Source organism: Streptomyces minutiscleroticus (assembly GCF_014650875.1).
In the GTDB taxonomy this organism is placed as follows: domain Bacteria; phylum Actinomycetota; class Actinomycetes; order Streptomycetales; family Streptomycetaceae; genus Streptomyces; species Streptomyces minutiscleroticus.
Genome location: NZ_BMVU01000038.1, coordinates 41,296 through 58,294, shown reverse-complemented (window position 1 = coordinate 58,294; position 16,999 = coordinate 41,296). Strand labels below are relative to the sequence as shown.

15 protein-coding genes and 1 pseudogene are annotated in these 16,999 nt (G+C 72.9%); 15 read left to right on the top strand and 1 reads right to left on the bottom strand.

Translation table 11 applies throughout. The features are described from left to right. Window positions 1–49 precede the first annotated feature (49 nt). The 6 genes from IE271_RS28910 to IE271_RS28885 all read left to right on the top strand — a co-directional run bounded on the left by IE271_RS28910 (window position 50) and on the right by IE271_RS28885 (window position 5,610). Complete coding sequence (locus IE271_RS28910) at window positions 50–358, top strand: DUF2469 domain-containing protein (RefSeq protein ID WP_003965949.1); 309 nt, start codon at window positions 50–52, stop codon at window positions 356–358. Between the two features lie 209 nt (window positions 359–567). Continuing rightward, window positions 568–966: a YraN family protein gene (locus IE271_RS28905; protein WP_190193413.1), complete on the top strand. Its 399-nt coding sequence runs from the start codon at window positions 568–570 to the stop codon at window positions 964–966. Continuing rightward, window positions 966–2,591 (top strand): YifB family Mg chelatase-like AAA ATPase, encoded by a 1,626-nt coding sequence (locus IE271_RS28900; RefSeq protein WP_190193412.1) that lies wholly within the window; start codon window positions 966–968, stop codon window positions 2,589–2,591. Before IE271_RS28905 ends, IE271_RS28900 begins: the two co-directional genes overlap by 1 nt. Next, window positions 2,588–3,826 (top strand): DNA-processing protein DprA, encoded by a 1,239-nt coding sequence (gene dprA / locus IE271_RS28895; RefSeq protein WP_190193411.1) that lies wholly within the window; start codon window positions 2,588–2,590, stop codon window positions 3,824–3,826. The genes IE271_RS28900 and dprA overlap by 4 nt, the downstream gene beginning before the upstream one ends. 214 nt (window positions 3,827–4,040) lie before the next feature. Then, window positions 4,041–4,877: an RNA polymerase sigma factor WhiG gene (gene whiG / locus IE271_RS28890; protein ID WP_190193410.1), complete on the top strand. Its 837-nt coding sequence runs from the start codon at window positions 4,041–4,043 to the stop codon at window positions 4,875–4,877. A 175-nt stretch (window positions 4,878–5,052) separates the two neighbouring features. Further along, complete coding sequence (locus tag IE271_RS28885; protein WP_190193431.1) at window positions 5,053–5,610, top strand: TetR/AcrR family transcriptional regulator; 558 nt, start codon at window positions 5,053–5,055, stop codon at window positions 5,608–5,610. A gap of 299 nt (window positions 5,611–5,909) precedes the next feature. On the opposite strand, the pseudogene IE271_RS28880 reads toward IE271_RS28885, so the two are convergent. After that, window positions 5,910–6,530, bottom strand: a pseudogene (locus IE271_RS28880) (peptidoglycan DD-metalloendopeptidase family protein); the annotation flags it as partial. A 296-nt stretch (window positions 6,531–6,826) separates the two neighbouring features. Between IE271_RS28880 and rpsB the strand changes: the two are divergent. The 9 genes from rpsB to IE271_RS28835 all read left to right on the top strand — a co-directional run bounded on the left by rpsB (window position 6,827) and on the right by IE271_RS28835 (window position 16,926). Beyond that, window positions 6,827–7,708 carry a 30S ribosomal protein S2 gene (gene rpsB, locus IE271_RS28875; protein ID WP_190193409.1) on the top strand — a complete coding sequence of 294 codons (882 nt, stop codon included), beginning with the start codon at window positions 6,827–6,829 and terminating at the stop codon, window positions 7,706–7,708. 189 nt (window positions 7,709–7,897) lie between these two features. Beyond that, window positions 7,898–8,734, top strand: a complete 837-nt coding sequence (gene tsf, locus IE271_RS28870) for a translation elongation factor Ts (RefSeq protein ID WP_190193408.1) — start codon at window positions 7,898–7,900, stop codon at window positions 8,732–8,734. A 191-nt stretch (window positions 8,735–8,925) separates the two neighbouring features. Further along, complete coding sequence (pyrH, locus tag IE271_RS28865; protein ID WP_190193407.1) at window positions 8,926–9,684, top strand: UMP kinase; 759 nt, start codon at window positions 8,926–8,928, stop codon at window positions 9,682–9,684. Between the two features lie 142 nt (window positions 9,685–9,826). Then, the gene (gene frr / locus IE271_RS28860; protein WP_190193406.1) at window positions 9,827–10,384 is read left to right on the top strand and encodes a ribosome recycling factor; all 558 of its coding nucleotides are present in this window, start codon (window positions 9,827–9,829) and stop codon (window positions 10,382–10,384) included. Next, window positions 10,384–11,511 carry a phosphatidate cytidylyltransferase gene (locus tag IE271_RS28855; protein ID WP_190193405.1) on the top strand — a complete coding sequence of 376 codons (1,128 nt, stop codon included), beginning with the start codon at window positions 10,384–10,386 and terminating at the stop codon, window positions 11,509–11,511. The genes frr and IE271_RS28855 overlap by 1 nt, the downstream gene beginning before the upstream one ends. 222 nt (window positions 11,512–11,733) lie before the next feature. Next, window positions 11,734–12,840 (top strand): dual-specificity RNA methyltransferase RlmN, encoded by a 1,107-nt coding sequence (gene rlmN / locus IE271_RS28850; protein WP_190193404.1) that lies wholly within the window; start codon window positions 11,734–11,736, stop codon window positions 12,838–12,840. A 272-nt stretch (window positions 12,841–13,112) separates the two neighbouring features. After that, window positions 13,113–14,210, top strand: a complete 1,098-nt coding sequence (locus IE271_RS28845) for a thiamine ABC transporter substrate-binding protein (protein ID WP_229919619.1) — start codon at window positions 13,113–13,115, stop codon at window positions 14,208–14,210. Window positions 14,211–14,296: 86 nt separating this feature from the next. Then, on the top strand, window positions 14,297–15,907 hold the full coding sequence (locus IE271_RS28840) for an ABC transporter permease (RefSeq protein WP_190193402.1): 1,611 nt from the start codon (window positions 14,297–14,299) through the stop codon (window positions 15,905–15,907). A gap of 2 nt (window positions 15,908–15,909) precedes the next feature. Beyond that, on the top strand, window positions 15,910–16,926 hold the full coding sequence (locus tag IE271_RS28835; RefSeq protein WP_190193401.1) for an ABC transporter ATP-binding protein: 1,017 nt from the start codon (window positions 15,910–15,912) through the stop codon (window positions 16,924–16,926). The last annotated feature ends 73 nt before the right edge of the window (window positions 16,927–16,999 follow it).

Sequence of the window (16,999 nt, the reverse complement as noted above, 5' to 3'; positions counted from 1 at the left end):
GCAGCGCTGGCGCACAATGGGGGGACGCACGGCTGAAGGGGAACATGCCATGAGCGCCGAGGACCTCGAGAAGTACGAGACCGAGATGGAGCTGAAGCTCTACCGGGAGTACCGCGATGTCGTCGGACTGTTCAAATACGTGATCGAGACCGAGCGCCGCTTCTATCTCACGAACGACTACGAGATGCAGGTCCACTCCGTGCAGGGTGAGGTGTTCTTCGAGGTCTCGATGGCGGACGCCTGGGTCTGGGACATGTACCGGCCGGCCCGCTTCGTGAAGCAGGTCCGGGTTCTCACGTTCAAGGACGTGAACATCGAGGAGCTGAACAAGAGCGACCTCGAACTGCCGGGCGGCTGACGGACGAGCCCGGTGGAACGGCGGCCCCGACGGCTGTGAAGTGCCGGGGCCGCCGACGGCTGCCGTGACGCTCCGCGTGCCGGTTGCCGACGGCAACGATCCTTCTCACTCGTACGGGTGAGCGGGTTGTCCACAGCCGGGCGCTCGTCCACCAAGATCCAACAGCGGTCCCGGCCGCGGTCAGTGTGGGTGCCGGAGGTGGTGCCGACATGACCCCACGCATCGCACGACCGCGCGACGCACGACGCGGCGCGCTCGGCAGGTACGGCGAGGACCTGGCCGTACGGCGGCTGACCGAGACCGGCCTGACGGTCCTGGAGCGCAACTGGCGCTGCGGCAGGGCCGGCGAGATCGACATCGTGGCCCGCGACGGCGACGCACTGGTCGTCTGCGAGGTCAAGACCCGCAGGGCCCTCGCAGGCCGGGCCTTCCAGCACCCGATGGCCGCGGTGACCCCCGCCAAGGCGGAGCGGCTGCGGGGCCTGGCGGAGCGGTGGGTGCAGGAGCACGGCGGGGCACCGCCGGGCGGCGTGCGCATCGACCTGATCGGCGTCCTCCTCCCCGAGCGCGGCGCGCCCGAGGTGGAGCACGCACGGGGGGTGGCGTGATGGGATTCGCCCGTACGTGCGCGGTGGCACTGGTGGGCGTCGAGGGCGTCGTCGTCGAGGTCCAGGCGGACCTGGAGCCAGGGGTGGCCGCGTTCACGCTGGTGGGACTGCCGGACAAGAGCCTGGTCGAGAGCCGGGACCGGGTCAGGGCGGCGGTCGTCAACTCCGGGTCCCCGTGGCCGCAGAAGAAGCTCACCGTGGGGCTCAGCCCGGCGTCGGTGCCCAAGGCGGGCAGCGGCTTCGACATCGCCGTGGCCTGCGCGGTGCTGGGGGCCGCCGAGCGCATCGACCCCCGGGCGCTCGCCGACGTGGTGATGATCGGCGAACTGGGCCTGGACGGCCGCGTCCGGCCGGTGCTTGGCGTGCTGCCGGCCGTGCTCGCCGCGGCGGACGCCGGGTACGAGCAGGTGGTGGTGCCCGAGTGCGCCGCCGCCGAGGCCGCCCTCGTGCCGGGGGTGTCGGTGCTCGGGGTGCGCAGCCTGCGCCAGCTGATCGCGGTCCTCGCGGACGAGCCGGTGCCCGAGGAGGAGCCGGACCCGCAGGGGCGGCCGGACCCGCTCCTGGCGGGCCTGCGGGTGCCGGGCACGGGCGCGGCCACCGGCATGCGCGCCGACTCCGGCCCCGGCGACGAGCACGGCCCCGACCTCGCCGACGTGGTCGGCCAGCGCGCGGCGCGCACCGCCGTGGAGGTGTCCGCGGCCGGCGGCCACCACCTCTTCCTCGAAGGACCGCCGGGCGCGGGCAAGACGATGCTCGCCGAGCGGCTGCCCGGCGTGCTGCCCCGGCTCGGCAGGACGGAGTCCCTGGAGGTCACCGCCGTGCACTCGGTCGCGGGACTGCTGCCGCCCGGCAAGCCCCTGGTGGACGTCCCGCCGTACTGCGCCCCGCACCACTCGGCCACGATGCAGTCGCTCGTCGGCGGCGGGCGGCAGGTCGCCCGGCCGGGAGCCGTGTCCCTGGCCCACCGCGGGGTGCTGTTTCTCGACGAGACCCCGGAGTTCGGCGGCCACGTCCTCGACGCGCTGCGTCAGCCCCTGGAGTCGGGGCACGTGGTGATCGCGCGCAGTGCGGGCGTCGTGCGCTTCCCGGCGAGGTTCCTGATGGTCCTGGCGGCCAACCCGTGCCCCTGCGGCCGCTTCTCCCGTACGGACGACCTGTGCGAGTGCCCGCCCTCGGTGATCCGCCGCTACCAGGCACGTCTCTCCGGCCCGCTGCTCGACCGGGTGGACCTGCGCGTCGAGGTGGACCGCGTCACCCGCGCCGAGCTGACGGGCGGCGCGGGGCGGGGCGAGGACACGGAGACCGTCGCGGCCCGGGTGCGGGAGGCCCGGCGGCGCGCGGCCGTCCGCTTCGCCGGCACCCCGTGGCGCACCAACGGCGAGGTGCCGGGCAGGGAGCTGCGTTCCCGCTGGCCGGCGGCGCCGGGGGCGATGGACGGGGCCGAGCGCTCGCTGGAGCGCGGCCTGCTGACCGCGCGCGGGCTCGACCGGGTGCTGCGCGTGGCCTGGACCGTCGCCGACCTCGCGGGCCACGGACGGCCCCGCGCGGCGGACGTCGCCCTGGCCCTGCAACTGCGCACCGGGGTGCCGCGGGGAGTGCCGACGGCGATCGGGGCGGGCTCGTGACCGGGCGGGGACACGGCGGGACCGGATCGGAGCCCGGCACCGACGAGCGGCTCGCACGGGTCCTCCTCACCCGTGTCGTCGAGCCCGGTGACGAGGCGGCCGGACGCTGGCTGCGGGAGCTGGGGGCCGTGGAGGCTGCCCGCCGGCTCACGACGGGACGGCAGCCGCTGCCGGGCGCGTCGGACCGGCGCCGGACCGGGATGCGCGCACGCGCGCAGCGGGCGCGGCCCGAGCACGACCTGCGCGTGGCCGGTGAGGGCGGGGTGCGCTTCGTGTGCCCGGGGGAGCCCGAATGGCCGGCGCAGCTCGACGACCTCGGGGACGCGCGGCCCGTCGGGCTGTGGGTGCGCGGAGGACCCCATCTGCGTCTGTGGGCGCTGCGATCGGTGGCGGTGGTGGGCGCCCGGGCCTGCACCGAGTACGGCGCACACATGGCGGGCGCGCTCGGCGCCGGACTCGCCGAGCGCGGATGGGTCGTCGTGTCGGGCGGGGCGTACGGCGTGGACGGAGCGGCCCACCGCGGCGCCCTCGGGGCGGGCGGTGCCACGGCCGCGGTCCTGGCCTGCGGCGTGGACCGGCCCTACCCGCGCGGGCACAGCAGGCTGATCACGAGAATCGCGGAGCAGGGCCTCGTGCTCGGGGAGCTGCCACCCGGCGACCACCCGACGCCGAGCCGCTTCGTCCTGCGCAACCGCGTCATCGCGGCCCTCACCCGGGGGACGGTGGTCGTCGAGGCGGCGTACCGCAGCGGGGCGCTGTCCACGGCGCGCGCCGCGCAGCGCCTCGGCCGGTTCACCATGGGGGTGCCGGGCCCCGCCACCAGCGCGCTCTCGGCCGGTGTGCACGAACTCCTGCGCGGGGAGGCGGTCCTCGTCACGGACGCGGCGGAGGTGGCCGAGCTGGTCGGGGACATGGGCGAGGTGGCACCGGAGCGGAGCGGGCCCGTACTGCCCCGCGACCTGCTGGCCCCGGCCGCCGCGCGGGTGCTGGCGGCGCTGCCCGCCCGCGGGCCGGCGGCGGTCCGGGAGATCGCCCTCGACGCGGGGACCACGGTGGACGACGCGGTCGGGAGGCTGTACGAACTCCGCTCGCTCGGGTTCGTCGAACGACACGGCGACGGCTGGAAGTTGACACACCGGACGGTGATCTCCGGGTCAGGGGCCGGAACGGATGCCGACCCAGCGTGTTCGGCCGTCCGGGCCATACCCGAAACCCGTGCGGATCCGGGTAGTTGAGGTGGTTCCGTGCTCACGCAGGGCAACGGCCGGGACGCTCGCCGACGTCCAGTGGAACGTATCTGCTTCCGGGTGATGCCAACCCTCTTCGCACACTGCGACTCTCCAGTCACGCTACGCTCACGGGAATTCCGACTCAGACAGGCATCCCGACATCAGACCGGCAGCGCACCCAGGCACTCACGGTTCACGGCAGAACGGCACAAGGCGACGAATGCCCCAGCACACCTCCGGGTCCGACCGGGCGGCAGTTCCCCCGGCCGCCCGCGGCAGCGTGCGGCCGCCCGCTCCCTCGACGCTCGACGAACTGTGGCGGTCGTACAAGGCGACGGGTGACGAGCGGCTGCGCGAACAGCTGATCCTGCACTACTCGCCGCTGGTGAAGTATGTCGCGGGCCGGGTGAGCGTGGGACTGCCGCCCAACGTGGAACAGGCGGACTTCGTCTCCTCGGGGGTGTTCGGGCTGATCGACGCGATCGAGAAGTTCGACATCGGCCGGGAGATCAAGTTCGAGACGTACGCGATCACGCGGATCCGGGGCGCGATGATCGACGAGCTGCGGGCCCTGGACTGGATCCCGCGCTCCGTGCGGCAGAAGGCGCGCAACGTCGAGCGGGCGTACGCCACGCTGGAGGCCCGGCTGCGCCGCACGCCCTCGGAGGGCGAGGTGGCCGCCGAGATGGGCATCGCGGTGGACGAGCTGCACGCGGTGTTCAGCCAGCTGTCCCTGGCGAACGTGGTGGCCCTGGAGGAGCTGCTGCACGTCGGGGGCGAGGGCGGCGACCGGCTGAGCCTGATGGACACCCTCGAGGACACGGCGGCCGACAACCCCGTGGAGGTCGCCGAGGACCGCGAGCTGCGCCGCTTCCTGGCCCGGGCGATCAACACACTGCCCGAGCGGGAGAAGACCGTGGTCACCCTCTACTACTACGAGGGCCTCACGCTCGCCGAGATCGGCAATGTGCTCGGTGTCACCGAGAGCCGGGTCAGCCAGATCCACACGAAGTCGGTGCTCCAGCTGCGGGCCAAGCTGGCGGGTTTCGGGCGCTGAACCACGGCGTCCACCGCCCCGGAGGCGGCCGGCGAACCGCCCCGCGGGGCCTGCCGTGCGCCGGCCGCGCCCACCCGTCCGGACGGTCCGCGGCCGGGCGGGTGAAGGGGAGTGCTCCCGCTCGGGAGCCTCCCTCCGTACAGTGGGGGGCGTGCCAAGGATTCGAGCGGCCTCCGTGGCCGAGCACCGGTCGATGCAGCGAGCCTCCCTGCTGGACGCGGCGCGTTCCCTGCTGTCCGAGGGCGGGACGGACGCGCTGACCTTCCCCGCGCTGGCCGAGCGCACGGGGCTGGCGCGCTCCTCCGTCTACGAGTACTTCCGGTCGCGGGCCGCCGTCGTCGAGGAACTCTGCGAGGTCGACTTCCCGGTCTGGGCGGCCGAGGTGGAGGCCGCGATGGCGGGCGCCACGACCCCTGAGGGCAAGGTCGAGGCGTACGTCCGCCGGCAGCTCGCGCTGGTCGGCGACCGGCGCCACCGGGCCGTGGTGGCGATCTCCGCGAGCGAGCTGGACGCGGGCGCCCGCGAGAAGATCCGCGCCGCCCACGGCGGGCTCGTCGCGATGATCGTGGAGGCCCTGGCGGAGATGGGCCACGAGGAGCCGCGGATGGCCGCGATGCTGCTCCAGGGCATCGTCGACGCGGCGGTACGCCGCATCGAGCTCGGCGCCGCCGAGGACCCGCGGACGATCACCGAGACCGCCGTCGTCATGGCTCTGCGGGGCGTGCAGGGCTGAGCGCCGCGCCCGGGCTGCGTACCCGGGTGTCTCGACCGCCTCGTCCGCCCCGTCGGCCGCCGCCCGCGGCCGGCTGGTTCCTGCGTGCGTCAAGGTTCTGCGGGGCGTGCAGAGCCGGCCGGGTCTGCCGGTGCTCGGGCGTCGCTGCGCGGCGCCCACGGCGGTTTCTCCCGGGCCGGGCCCTCCGGCGGTTCTCCCGGCGGACTTGGCGGCGGTTCTTCCAGCGGACCTGGTGGCGGTTCTTCCGGCGGATCCGGCGGTGACCCTCCTGGCTGGCCCGGCGGACCCGGCGGGCCCTCCGGAACGCCCGCCACCGGCAGCAGGCGGGACGGGCCGCGGCCCAGGAGCCACGGCGGGAGGAGCGAGAGCGGGTTCAGGTACGTCTCCGCCCGGAGCAGGCCCCAGTGCAGGCACGGGGCCCCGCAGTGTGCGCCCAGGTCAGGTACCTGCAGTACGCCCAGTACGTCGCCCGCCGCCACCGCGTCGCCCTTCTCCACCGAGGCGCGCACCGGTTCGTACGTCGTGCGCAGGGGAGGGGCGCCCGTACCGGTGAGCTCCACCGACACCACGCCGCGCCCCGCGACCCGGCCCGCGAAGGAGACCCGTCCCGCGGCCACGGCCCTCACCGGGGCGCCCGGCGCCGACACGAGGTCCACCCCGCGGTGGCCGGGGCCGTACGCCGTCGCGGGCGGCTCCCAGCCGCGCGCCACCCGCGGGCGCGTCCCGACGGGCCACACCCGGCCGACCGCGAGAACCCGGACGACCCCCTCGGGCGGAGGCGGAGGGACGGACTCCGCCGCCCCGTGCCCGACCGCCCGCGCCGCCGCGGCGACCGGAGCGACCGACGCGGCCCTCGACGGCGCCGCGCCCGTCACCAGGGCCGTCATCAGCAGACCCGCCAGTCCCGCCCGTACCCGCATCCACCGTTCGGCGTTCATGCGGGAACCGTCCCGCGGATCGCGCGAACGCGTGGATCAAGGCCGGGATCTGTGGAGTACCGACGGGTTGTGGACAGCGGCGTCACCCGCCGCCCCGCCGGTCCCGTACACTTCTTGTGGCGATCCGGGCCACCGGGTCGACTTCGCACGCCCCGACATCTGGCCGTCACCAGCCGGTGTCAGCGCCCCTCGGTCCTTTGCGGCAGGCGCACCGCGGGCGTCAGGCGCGGGTGCCGTCCGGCATCCGCGGCACAACCGAGAAACCAAGGAGAACGGCCATGGCCGTCGTCACGATGCGGGAGCTGCTGGAGAGCGGCGTCCACTTCGGTCACCAGACCCGTCGCTGGAACCCGAAGATGAAGCGCTTCATCTTCACCGAGCGCAACGGCATCTACATCATCGACCTGCTCCAGTCGCTGTCGTACATCGACCGCGCCTACGAGTTCGTCAAGGAGACCGTCGCCCACGGCGGCACGGTCATGTTCGTCGGCACCAAGAAGCAGGCGCAGGAGGCCATCGCGGAGCAGGCCACCCGCGTCGGCATGCCCTACGTCAACCAGCGCTGGCTGGGCGGCATGCTCACCAACTTCTCGACCGTCTACAAGCGCCTGCAGCGCCTGAAGGAGCTCGAGCAGATCGACTTCGAGGACGTCGCGTCCTCCGGTCTGACCAAGAAGGAGCTGCTCGTCCTCTCCCGCGAGAAGGCCAAGCTGGAGAAGACCCTCGGCGGTATCCGCGAGATGCAGAAGGTGCCCAGCGCCGTCTGGATCGTGGACACCAAGAAGGAGCACATCGCGGTCGGCGAGGCCCGGAAGCTCAACATCCCGGTCGTCGCCATCCTCGACACCAACTGCGACCCCGACGAGGTCGACTACAAGATCCCGGGCAACGACGACGCGATCCGCTCCGTCACCCTGCTCACCCGCGTGATCGCCGACGCCGTCGCCGAGGGCCTCATCGCCCGCTCCGGCGCCGGCAAGGCCGCCGAGGGCGAGAAGGCCCAGGGCGAGCCCCTCGCCGAGTGGGAGCGCGACCTGCTCGAGGGCGGCGAGAAGAAGGCCGACGAGGCCACCGCCGAGGCTCCGGCCGCAGAGGCTCCGGCCGCCGAGGCCGAGAAGCCGGCGGAGACCGCCGAGCAGCCCGCCGCCGAGCAGGCCTGACCCTCAGCGTCGTCGCGGGGACACCTCCCGCTCGGGCCCAGGCCGGAGCGGGAGAGGCGGGCGGCGCGGACACGCCGCCCGCCGTTCACCCGCGGACCGTAGGTTTCCGGCGGCCGCCCGCCCCCTCGGTGGGGCGGGCGGCGGACGCCGACTTCGAGACTTCGAACTCCGAGAAGAGATTCACAGATCATGGCGAACTACACCGCCGCCGACGTCAAGAAGCTCCGTGAGCTCACCGGCGCCGGCATGATGGACTGCAAGAAGGCCCTCGACGAGTCCGACGGCAACGTCGACAAGGCCGTCGAGGCGCTGCGCATCAAGGGCCAGAAGGGCGTCGCCAAGCGCGAGGGCCGCTCCGCCGAGAACGGCGCCGTCGTCTCCGTCATCGCCGACGACAACACCTCCGGTGTCCTGGTCGAGCTGAAGTGCGAGACGGACTTCGTCGCCAAGGGCGAGAAGTTCCAGTCGGTCGCCAACCAGATCGCCCAGCACGTCGCCGCCACCTCCCCGGCCGACATCGAGGCGCTGCTCGCCTCCGAGATCGAGGCCGGCAAGACCGTGCAGGCGTTCGTGGACGAGGCCAACGCCAACCTGGGCGAGAAGATCGTCCTGGACCGCTTCGCCCAGTTCTCCGGCGCGTACGTCACCGCGTACATGCACCGCACCATGCCCGACCTGCCCCCGCAGATCGGTGTCCTGGTCGAGCTGGACAAGGCCGACGCCGACCTGGCCAAGGGCATTGCCCAGCACATCGCCGCCTTCGCGCCGAAGTACCTCTCCCGCGAGGACGTCCCGGCCGAGGTCGTCGAGTCCGAGCGTCGCGTCGCCGAGGAGACCACCCGCGCCGAGGGCAAGCCCGAGGCCGCCCTCCCGAAGATCGTCGAGGGCCGCGTCAACGCGTTCTTCAAGGACGCCACGCTCCTCGGCCAGCCCTACGCGCTGGACCAGAAGAAGTCGGTCCAGCAGATCCTGGACGAGGCCGGTGCCACCCTGAAGCGCTTCACGCGTATCAAGGTCGGCATCTGAGTCCGTACCGCGATCGACGCGCGACCCCTATAGGGTCGTCAGCAGTCGTCCGCGTACGCCGCCGCGTACGCGCGCGTGGGGGACGACAGCAGATCTGACGAGGAGGCCATTGCCGCGCATGGGATGCCAACGACACCCCATCGGCAATGGCCTTCTTCGTATGTGCGACACGTAAAAGAGGCGAGAGTTCCATGACCACCAAGGCCGACAAGAGCGACGACGGCAAAGTACGCGGCCGCTTCCTGCTGAAGCTCTCCGGGGAGGCCTTCTCCGGGGGCGGGGGGCTCGGCGTCGACCCGGACGTGGTGCACGCCATCGCCCGCGAGATCGCGGCCGTGGTGCGTGACGGTGCCGAGATCGCCGTCGTGATCGGCGGCGGAAACTTCTTCCGCGGCGCCGAGCTGCAGCAGCGCGGCATGGACCGGGCGCGCTCCGACTACATGGGCATGCTCGGCACGGTCATGAACTGCCTGGCCCTCCAGGACTTCCTGGAGAAGGAGGGCATCGACTCGCGCGTGCAGACCGCGATCACCATGGGACAGGTCGCGGAGCCCTACATCCCGCTGCGCGCCGTGCGGCACCTGGAGAAGGGCCGCGTGGTCATCTTCGGCGCGGGCATGGGCATGCCGTACTTCTCGACCGACACCACGGCCGCCCAGCGCGCCCTGGAGATCGACGCCGAGGCCCTGCTCATGGGCAAGAACGGCGTGGACGGGGTCTACGACTCCGACCCGAAGACCAACCCCGAGGCGGTCAAGTTCGACTCCCTCAGCTACGGCGACGTCATCACCCGGGACCTGAAGGTCGCGGACATGACGGCGATCACCCTGTGCCGCGACAACAAGCTGCCCATCGTGGTCTTCGAGCTTCTCGCCGAGGGCAATATCGCCCGGGCCGTGAAGGGTGAGAAGATCGGCACTCTCGTGGGCGGCCCGGGCGAACGGGCCTGACGGCCGGGGGACGGTCCCTGACCGGGGGATGGACAATGTCCTGCCGGTCGGGAACCGTGCAGGAAGAAGACGCGACGCAGCCGGCCGCCGACCAGACCGAGGAACAGCAGCCGGGCCTACTCAAGACACGCAGGAGCAAGTGGTGATCGAAGAGACCCTCCTCGAGGCCGAGGAGAAGATGGAGAAGGCCGTCGTGGTCGCCAAGGAGGACTTCGCCGCGATCCGCACCGGCCGTGCGCACCCGGCGATGTTCAACAAGATCGTGGCCGACTACTACGGTGCGCTGACGCCGATCAACCAGCTGGCCTCGTTCTCCGTGCCGGAGCCGCGCATGGCCGTGGTGACCCCGTTCGACAAGAGCGCGCTGCGCAACATCGAGCAGGCGATCCGGGACTCCGACCTGGGCGTCAACCCGAGCAACGACGGCAACATCATCCGGGTGGTGTTCCCCGAGCTCACCGAGGAGCGCCGCCGCGACTACATCAAGGTCGCCAAGACCAAGGGCGAGGACGCCAAGGTCTCGATCCGCTCCGTCCGCCGCAAGGCCAAGGACGCCATCGACAAGCTCGTCAAGGACGGCGAGGTCGGTGAGGACGAGGGCCGCCGCGCGGAGAAGGAGCTCGACGACACCACCGCGAAGTACGTCGCCCAGGTGGACGAGCTGCTCAAGCACAAGGAAGCCGAGCTGCTCGAGGTCTGATGAACGACTCTTCCTGGGGGGCGCCGCCACAAGCCGGGTACTGGGGGCCGTCCGACCGGGGACCTGTCCAGGGGGCTGCCCCGGCGGGTCCCGCGTACGATGCGCCGCAGGCCCAGCAGACTCGGCCCATGCCCATCGTGCCCGACGTTCCCGCGCATGGCGGAGACCAGGATGACGACCGGGGGGCCGCCGTGCCGGGCGGTCCCCCGTTCCGCGACGAGACGCCGCCGACGACGTCCCACAGGGCCGCGTCGCAGGAGCCGCAGGAGCCCATGCCCAGTGCCCCGCGGCCCGCCGCCGCACCCCAGAAGAAGAGCGCGGGACGCGACCTCGGCGCCGCCATAGGGGTCGGCGTCGGGCTCGGCGCGGTCATCCTCGTGTCGCTGTTCGTCGTCAAGGCCGTCTTCGTCGGCGTGATCGCGGTGGCCGTGGTGGTGGGCCTCTGGGAACTCACGACGCGGCTGTCGGAGCGCAAGGGCATCAAGGCGCCGCTCGTGCCGCTCGCGGTCGGCGGCGCGGCGATGGTCGTCGCCGGGTACCTACGGGGCGCCGAGGGCGCCTGGGTGGCGATGGCGCTGACGGCGCTCGCCGTGCTCGTCTGGCGGATGACGGACCCGCCCGAGGGCTACCTCAAGGACGTCACGGCGGGCGCCTTCGCGGCGTTCTACGTGCCGTTCCTGGCGACGTTCGTGTCGATGATGCTCGCCGCGGACGACGGCCCGCGGCGCGTGCTGACGTTCCTGATCCTCACCGTGGTCAGCGACACCGGCGCGTACGCGGTCGGCTGGCGCTTCGGCAAGCGCAAGCTCGCCCCGCGCATCAGCCCCGGCAAGACCCGCGAGGGCCTGGCCGGCGCGATCGCCTTTGCGATGGCGGCGGGCGCCCTGTGCATGCAGTTCCTGATCGACGACGGGGCCTGGTGGCAGGGCCTGCTGCTCGGCCTCGCGGTCGCGGCCAGCGCCACGCTCGGCGATCTGGGCGAGTCCATGATCAAGCGCGATCTCGGCATCAAGGACATGGGCACCCTGCTCCCGGGCCACGGCGGCATCATGGACCGCCTGGACTCCCTGCTGCCCACGGCACCGGTGGTGTGGCTGCTCCTGGTGCTGTTCGTCGGGTCCGGCTGAAGCGTGGTGGCGTCGTGGTGGGAGGCCACGGCGCCACGCGGCGGTAGCCGCACATCGATACGGCATGGACCGCCTGGACTCCCTGCTGCCCACGGCACCGGTGGTGTGGCTGCTCCTGGTGCTGTTCGTCGGTACCGGCTGACCTGCTCGTTCGCACGCCCGGGGCCCGCCGTCCACAGGACGGCGGGCCCCACTGCGCGAGTCTGCGACACTGGTAGGGCCATGCCTAAGCCCGGAGAACTCACTTTCGTCGCCCCGCGCGGTGCCAAGAAGCCGCCGCGGCACCTCGCCGACCTCACGCCCGCCGAGCGCAAGGAGGCCGTCGCCGCGATCGGCGAGAAGCCGTTCCGCGCCAAGCAGCTCTCGCAGCACTACTTCGCGCGGTACGCGCACGACCCGGAGCAGTGGACCGACATCCCCGCCGGTTCGCGCGCCAAGCTGCAGGAGGCGCTGCTCCCCGAGCTGATGACCGTCGTGCGGCACCTGTCCACCGACCAGGACACCACCCGCAAGACGCTGTGGCGGCTGTTCGACGGGACGCTCGTGGAGAGCGTGCTGATGCGCTACCCGGACCGGGTGACCATGTGCATCAGCAGCCAGGCCGGCTGCGGCATGAACTGCCCGTTCTGCGCCACCGGCCAGGCCGGCCTGGACCGGAACCTGTCCACCGGCGAGATCGTCCACCAGATCGTCGACGGGATGCGGGCGCTGCGCGACGGCGAGATCCCCGGCGGCCCGGCGCGGCTGAGCAACATCGTCTTCATGGGCATGGGGGAGCCGCTCGCCAACTACAAGCGGGTCGTCGGCGCCATCCGCGCGCTGACCGACCCCGAGCCGGACGGGCTCGGGCTGTCGCAGCGCGGCATCACCGTCTCCACCGTCGGCCTCGTCCCGGCCATCCACCGGTTCGCCGACGAGGGCTTCAAGTGCCGGCTCGCGATCTCGCTGCACGCCCCGGACGACGAGCTGCGCGACACCCTCGTCCCCGTGAACACGCGGTGGAAGGTGCGCGAGGTCCTCGACGCCGGGTTCGAGTACGCCGCCAAGTCCGGGCGGCGGCTGTCGATCGAGTACGCGCTGATCCGGGACATCAACGACCAGGCGTGGCGCGGTGACCGGCTCGGCCGGCTGCTCAAGGGCAAGCCCGTGCACGTCAACCTCATCCCGCTGAACCCGACGCCCGGGTCCAAGTGGACCGCCTCGCGGCCCGAGGACGAGAAGGCGTTCGTCGAGGCGATCGCCGCCCACGGTGTGCCGGTGACGGTCCGCGACACCCGCGGCCAGGAGATCGACGGGGCCTGCGGGCAGCTCGCGGCGAGCGAGCGTTAGCCGCGCGCGGGAGGCGGCGGGGTACGCTGATCCCCGTACGCACATCTTCATATTCCGACAGGGGAGCGCCACAGCGCTGAGAGTGCGGCAGCCGGGACCGGTGACACGGAGGTGACACCGGTCCGGTGGGCCGCAGACCCTCTGAACCTCGCCCAGGTCATTCTGGGTAGGAAGTTCGGTCATCACTCGAGCTGTTGCGCCCTGCCCGGGAACCGCCCGCCGGTCCCCGGGCAGGGCCGCGTCTCTTCCTGGTCACTCCAGGAGGAATACCAGTGGGCACCATCAAGAAGGCCACCGCCGTCGGCACGGTCGTCGGTCTCGGGCTCGTCACCCTCGCCGCGTGCGGATCGTCCGGATCGGACGGATCCGGTTCCGGGCGGTCCGGCGACTCCAGGACCGTCACGCTCGTCGGCCACGACTCCTTCGCCTACAGCAAGGAGGTGCTGGCGGCGTTCGAGAAGGAGTCCGGGTACAAGGTGAGGGTCCTCAAGGACGGGGACGCCGGGCAGGCCGTCAACAAGGCGATCCTGACCAAGGACAACCCCCAGGGCGACGTCTTCTTCGGCGTCGACAACACCCTGCTCTCCCGGGCCCTCGACAACGGCCTGTTCCAGCCGTACGAGGCGAAGGGGCTGACGGACGTCGCCGAGGACGTCCAACTGGACAAGGACGAGCACCGGGTCACGCCCGTCGACACCGGCGACGTCTGCGTCAACTACGACAAGGAGTACTTCGAGGACCACGGCCTGGAGCCGCCGGAGTCCTTCGCCGACCTGGTGAAGCCCGCGTACAAGGACCTGCTGGTCACGGAGAACGCGTCCACCTCCTCCCCCGGCCTCGGGTTCCTGCTCGGCACCGCCGCGGAGTACGGGGACGGGGGCTGGCAGGACTACTGGAAGAAGCTCGAGGCCAACGGCGTCAAGGTCGTCGACGGCTGGGAGCAGGCCTACAACGAGGAGTTCTCCGGGTCCGCCGGGGGCCGGAAGGCGGGCGGCGACCGGCCGCTCGTCGTCTCGTACGCCTCCTCGCCGCCCGCCGAGGTGATCTACGCCGACCCGCAGCCGAAGGCTGCGCCGACCGGTGTCGCGGCGGGCACCTGCTTCCGCCAGATCGAGTTCGCGGGCCTGCTGAGCAACGCCTCGAACGTCAAGGGCGGCAAGGCGCTGATCGACTTCCTGATCTCGAAGAGGTTCCAGGAGGACATGCCGCTGAACATGTTCGTGTACCCGGTCCTGGAGGGCGCGAAGGTGCCCGAGGCGTTCACCGAGTACGGGCCGGCGGCGAAGGACCCCGAGACCCTGGAACCGGCGCGGATCGCCGAGCACCGAGACCAGTGGGTCAAGGCGTGGACCTCGCTCGTACTGAAGTAGGGGAAGCGCAAGGGGGCGACGGGACCGGGCGGACGAGGCCGCGCCGTGCGGGCGGCCGGCGGGGCACGGCCGCCCGGCTCGGCCTGATGGCCGTGCCCGTCGCGTTCTTCGCCGTCTTCTTCGCCCTCCCCGTCGCCGCGATCGTCGCGCGCGGCCTGCGCGCCGAGGACGGGGCCTGGCGGCTCGGGCGTCTCGGCGAGGTGCTCGGCCAGTCCGACATCCGGCACGTCCTGTGGTTCACCACCTGGCAGGCGCTGGCCTCGACCGCGCTCACCCTGCTGATCGCGCTCCCCGGCGCGTACGTCTTCGCGCGCTTCGAGTTCAGGGGCAAGCAGGTGCTGCGCGCGGTCGTCACCGTGCCCTTCGTGCTGCCCACCGTCGTCGTCGGCACCGCGTTCCTGGCCCTGCTCGGCCGGGGCGGACTGCTCGACGAGCTGTGGGGCGTCCGCCTGGACACCACGGTGTGGGCGATCCTGCTCGCCCACGTCTTCTTCAACTACGCGGTCGTCGTCCGCACGGTCGGCGGCCTGTGGGCGCAGCTCGACCCGCGGCAGGAGGAGGCCGCCCGGGTGCTGGGCGCCTCCCCGTTCGCGGCCTGGCGCCGGGTGACGCTCCCGGCGCTCGCCCCCGCCGTGGCCGCCGCCGCGCTCATGGTCTTCCTCTTCACCTTCACCTCGTTCGGGGTGGTGCAGATCCTGGGCGGCCCCACGTTCTCCACGCTGGAGGTCGAGATCTACCGGCAGACCGCGGAGATCTTCGACCTCTCGACGGCGGCCGTCCTGACGATGATCCAGTTCGTGGCGGTGGGCGCGATCCTCGCCCTGCACGCCTGGACCGCGCGCCGCCGGGAGACCGCCCTGCGGCTGGTGGACGCCTCGCTCACCGCGCGCCGCCCGCGCGGGGCCGGGCAGCGGGCGCTGCTCACCGGCGTACTGCTGAGCATCGTCCTGCTGCTGGTGCTGCCCCTGGCCGTGCTCGTCCAGCGCTCGCTCGACGCGCCGGGCTTCGCGTACTACGAGGCGCTGACCCGCGACGACGGGGGCGTGTTCCTGGTGGCGCCGGTCGAGGCGGTCACCAACTCGCTCCAGTACGCCCTGGCCGCCACCGCCGTCGCCCTGGTGATCGGCGGGCTCGCGGCCGCCGCCCTCACCCGCTCCGACGCCGGCCGCCTGGTGCGCGGCTTCGACGCCCTGCTGATGCTGCCGCTCGGCGTCTCCGCCGTCACGGTCGGCTTCGGCTTCCTCATCGCCCTCGACGAGCCCCCGCTCGACCTGCGCTCCTCGTGGCTCCTCGTGCCGCTCGCGCAGGCGCTGGTCGGCGTGCCCTTCGTGGTGCGCACCATGCTGCCCGTCCTGCGGGCGGTGGACGACCGGCTGCGCGAGGCGGCCGCCGTGCTCGGGGCCTCGCCGTGGCGGGTGTGGCGCGAGGTCGACCTGCCGCTGGTGCGGCGGGCGCTGCTGGTCGCCGCCGGGTTCGCCTTCGCGGTGTCGCTGGGCGAGTTCGGCGCGACCGTCTTCCTCGCCCGGTCGGACAACCCGACGCTGCCGGTCGCGGTGGCCCGGCTGCTCGGCCGCCCCGGCGAGCTCAACTACGGCCAGGCCATGGCCCTTTCGACGATCCTGATGGTGGTGTGCGCGGTGTCCCTGCTCGTCCTGGAGCGCCTGCGGCCCCAGCAGTCCCGTACGGGGGAGTTCTGACGATGCTCAGCCTGCAAGGCGCGACCGTGCGGTTCGGGGCGCGGGCCGCGCTCGACGCCGTGGACCTCGACGTCGCCGAGCACGAGACGGTGTGCGTGCTCGGCCCCAGCGGCAGCGGCAAGTCGACGCTGCTGCGGGCGGTGGCGGGGCTGCGGCCCCTCGACGCGGGGCGGGTCCGCCTGGCCGGGCGCGACCTGGACGGCGTACCGGCGCACCGGCGCGGCGTCGGCCTGATGTTCCAGGACCACCAGCTCTTCCCGCACCGCGACGTGGGCGGCAACGTGGCCTTCGGGCTGCGCATGCACGGCGTGCCGAAGGCCGAGCGGGCCGCGCGCGTGGGCGAGCTCCTCGAACTGGTCGGGCTGCCGGGCGCCGGGCGGCGGGCCGTGACGGCGCTCTCCGGCGGCGAGCAGCAGCGCGTGGCGCTGGCCCGGGCGCTGGCCCCGCGCCCCCGGCTGCTGATGCTGGACGAGCCCCTCGGCCAGCTGGACCGCTCGCTGCGCGAGCGGCTCGTCGTCGAGCTGCGGGAGCTGTTCGACCGGCTGGGCACCACCGTGCTCGCCGTCACCCACGACCAGGGCGAGGCCTTCGCGCTCGCGGACCGGGTCGTGGTGATGCGCGAGGGGCGGATCGCCCAGTCCGGTACGCCCCTGGAGGTCTGGCAGCGCCCCGCGGACGAGTTCGTCGCCCGCTTCCTCGGCTTCGAGAACGTGGCCGAGGGGACGGTGACGGGCGAGGCCGCGGACACCCCGTGGGGCAAGGTGCCCGTGCCGGCCGGCTCGCCCCGGGGGCCCGTGCGGCTCCTGGTCCGGCCCGCCGGCGTACGGCTGGCCGACCCGGCGGACGGGCTGCGCTGCACCGTGGCCGCCCGCACCTTCCGCGGCACCCACGTCGCCGTGCGGCTCCAGCCGGAGCGGGCGCCCCGCCTGGAGGCCGCCTGCGCGCTGGGCGACGCCCCGGAGCCCGGCGACACGGTGGGCGTGGCGTTCGACCCGGCGGAGATCGTCGTACTCGGCTGACGCCCGTGTGCGCGGACGGCATCGTGTCCGGCCGACGCCCGCGTGCGTACGTACGGGTGCCGTCGTGTCCGGT